At 44.1% G+C, this 3,443-nt stretch carries 1 protein-coding gene; it reads left to right on the top strand.

From position 1 onward, the window contains the following. The first annotated feature begins 158 nt into the window (after window positions 1-158). Window positions 159-3,386, top strand: coding sequence for a glycoside hydrolase family 2 TIM barrel-domain containing protein (locus D0T85_RS21850; protein WP_163215646.1), 3,228 nt, complete (start codon window positions 159-161; stop codon window positions 3,384-3,386). Window positions 3,387-3,443 lie beyond the last annotated feature (57 nt).

The following is a 3,443-nucleotide window of genomic DNA, read 5'->3' on the forward strand; positions in this document are numbered from 1 at the left end:
CCATATCTTAACGAACCGCTGTATACGTGACCCGTACGTACAGTGGTGTGAGAGGCTCTCCCTGCCGGGCGACACCGGCAGGGCAGTCTACTCGATTGCGCAGAGACCGTTGGCCTCTGGAAGGCTGGAAAGACAATTAATTAAATACCATTATATCAATGAACAAGCCCTCAATCAGCCTCCTATTTCTCCTTCTCTTTATACAAGGAGCCATAGCGCAAACCTTCGACCCGAACCAAAGCTATGAAATCCATAGTGTAAATGGATTGGTACTCGATAATCAGGAAAGCCTCCATTCGGGTTCCAAGATATTTATATCCAAAAAGGAAGAAGGAAAAGAATCGCAGGTGTGGAATATTATACCTGCTGCTAACGGATACTATTCAATAGTGAACCCATTAGCACAACGCAGCATAGACAACAGCGGTAACGGTAAAACCGAAGTAGCAATCCTGCAATGGGATACCAACACAGACAATCCCAATCAGCAATGGATTATCACCCCATTAGATAACGGTAAGTACACCTTTACCAGCGCTGCCAGCGGATACAACATCGGATTCCCCGATGCCGGACTGGTGGGCGAACCCGTGTTTCAGCTTAAGCCCGATGCATCAACAGTTAATCAACAATGGGTATTAGTAAAGTCAAACATTAAAATAAAAGGCGAAGCCATTAAGAAACACAGTACGGCCGACTGGGAAAACCAACAAATCTTTGCCATCAATAAAGAAGATGCCCGGGCCACCTTTACACCGTTTGCCTCGCTCGAAGAACTAAAGAAAGACCCATCATACTTAAAGCCGTGGGAAAGAAACAAGTCTTCACGATACATGTTGCTTAATGGAAACTGGAAGTTTCATTGGGTAAAGCAACCCTCGGAACGTCCTGTCGATTTCTATAAACCCGGATACAATGTATCTGGTTGGAACGAAATACCTGTTCCCTCCAATTGGGAAATGCATGGATACGGTGTACCTTTATACACCAATATCACCTATCCGTTTCGCAACAATCCTCCTTTCATTCAGGGCCAACGTGGGTACACACTGGAGAAAGAACCCAATGCTGTGGGCTCTTACCGTCGTGATTTTACCCTTTCTGCCAATTGGGACGGAAAAGAAATCTTCATTCACTTCGATGGAGTTTACAGTGCAATGTATCTTTGGATAAACGGTAAAAAGGTAGGATACAGTCAGGGATCGAATACCGATGCCGAGTTCAACATAACCCCTTATGTTACAAAAGGAAATAACACACTGGCAGTAGAAGTATATCGCTGGTGCGATGGTAGTTACCTTGAAGATCAGGATATGTTCCGCATGAGTGGTATACATCGCGATGTTTACCTGATTGCAACTCCCAAAGTGCGCCTTCGGGATGTTCAAATAACATCCGAAATAAGCGACAGACTGGATAAAGCCACACTAACTGTTAAAGCAGATATAAAGAACTACACCAAACAAAGTGCTGCTGCCACCGTTAGGTATTCGTTACTTGATGATGCAGGAAAGACACTTCGCACAGTTGAAACCACTGCTTCCCAATTACTTCCGGGCAATGAAACCGAAGTAACAGGAACCTGCACCATCCGCGATCCGCAGTTATGGAATGTAGAAGTACCCAACCTTTACACCATCAATATAGAATTACTGGATGGTAAAGGAACTGTTTTAGAAGCCACTACCCAGCAGTATGGTTTCCGGAAGATTGAAATACGTAACAACAAAGTCTATATCAATAACGCATTGGTGATGTTTAAAGGGGCCAACCGGCACGATACCCATCCGCAATTCGGAAGAGCCGTTCCTGTTGAAAGTATGATTGAAGACATCCTGCTTTTTAAACGTTTCAACCTGAATACCATACGTACAAGCCATTATCCCAACGACCCTAAAATGTACTCGTTGTTCGATTATTACGGGTTGTATGTTATGGACGAGGCCGATCAGGAATGCCACGGTAACATGTCGTTAACCAATAATCCGGCATGGGAAGGTGCATTTGTCGATCGTATGGTTCGCATGGTAGAACGCGATAAGAATCACCCTTCCATTATATTTTGGTCAATGGGGAATGAATCGGGTGGCGGCTGTAATATCCTTGCCGAATACAAAGCTGCCAGGGAAATAGACGACCGTCCTATCCATTACGAAGGAATGAACGATGCCGCCGATATAGACTCCCGCATGTATCCAAGCATTGAAGCCATGATTAAACAAGACCGTGAGCCGCGCAACAAACCTTATTTCCTTTGCGAATATGCTCATGCAATGGGCAACGCTATCGGTAATCTGGAAGAATACTGGGATTATATTGAGTTTAAATCAAACCGTATGATAGGTGGTTGTATCTGGGATTGGGTAGATCAGGCAATTAATATGCACGGTGAAGCTCCCAACCGTTACTACTTTGGCGGAAGCTTTGGAGACATGCCCAACGACCACGATTTCTGTAGCAACGGTATCATCACCCCCGATCGCAAGGTAACTCCCAAATTATGGGAGGTGAAAAAGGTGTATCAGTACATCTCCATGCATGTGAATCATGAGGATCAAATCGAACTTCACAACCGTTACTCTTTCCTTAACCTAACAAATTTTGTTCTTCACTATACTGTAATGAAGAACGGAGTAAAGGTAGCCGAGGAAGAGTTTGGTTTACCCGATGCTAAACCGGGCGAACGTCGTTCGATATATACTCCATTCAAACGTCATATTACAGATGATGCCGAATATTATCTCAATCTGGAAGTCAAACTTAAGCATAATTCCGTATGGGCCGATGCCGGACATATAGTTGCCACCGAACAATGCCTGTTACAACCTGGCAAAAGTCAATGGGTAGATGTCCCTACCGGAGACGACTTTAAAGTAATAGAAGATCGCCCCTATATCCGTTTCCGCAATACCGGAGTTGAAGCATCTTTTGATTCGCGCACTGGTAAAATGACTGGTCTGCGTTATAATGGAAAGAATATGCTTTATCAGCAGGAAGGGTTTGCTTTGAACTGGTATCGTTTTATAAACAATGATCCCCGAACATGGGTGCCATCGGCAACCGAACTAAAAGATTTGAAATGGAATTTAGCAGCAGACAAAAAAACTGCGCAGGTTATTGTGCAGTTCGAAACAACTGTAAGCAGAGTTACTGTACCCCATACATTGGTTTACAACATACATGGAAACGGTGCAGTAGATGTAACCGCCTCATTCCAAACTACCGATAACTTTGATTTGTCACGTTTATCGTTGCAAACTTCTCTAAGTCCCGCATTAGAGAACATTCAATGGTACGGTCGTGGCCCGATAGAGAATTATGTGGATCGTAAGAATGCCGCTTATCCCAACTTTCACTCATCACCATCATATTTCCTGCATCACTGACATCTGAGGGTCATTCTGGTGGCGGCTGTGTCCTACAGATTTTTATTTTCTTGAATG

The organism is Bacteroides sp. 519 (genome assembly GCF_010500955.1).
Taxonomy (GTDB): Bacteria; Bacteroidota; Bacteroidia; order Bacteroidales; family Bacteroidaceae; genus Bacteroides.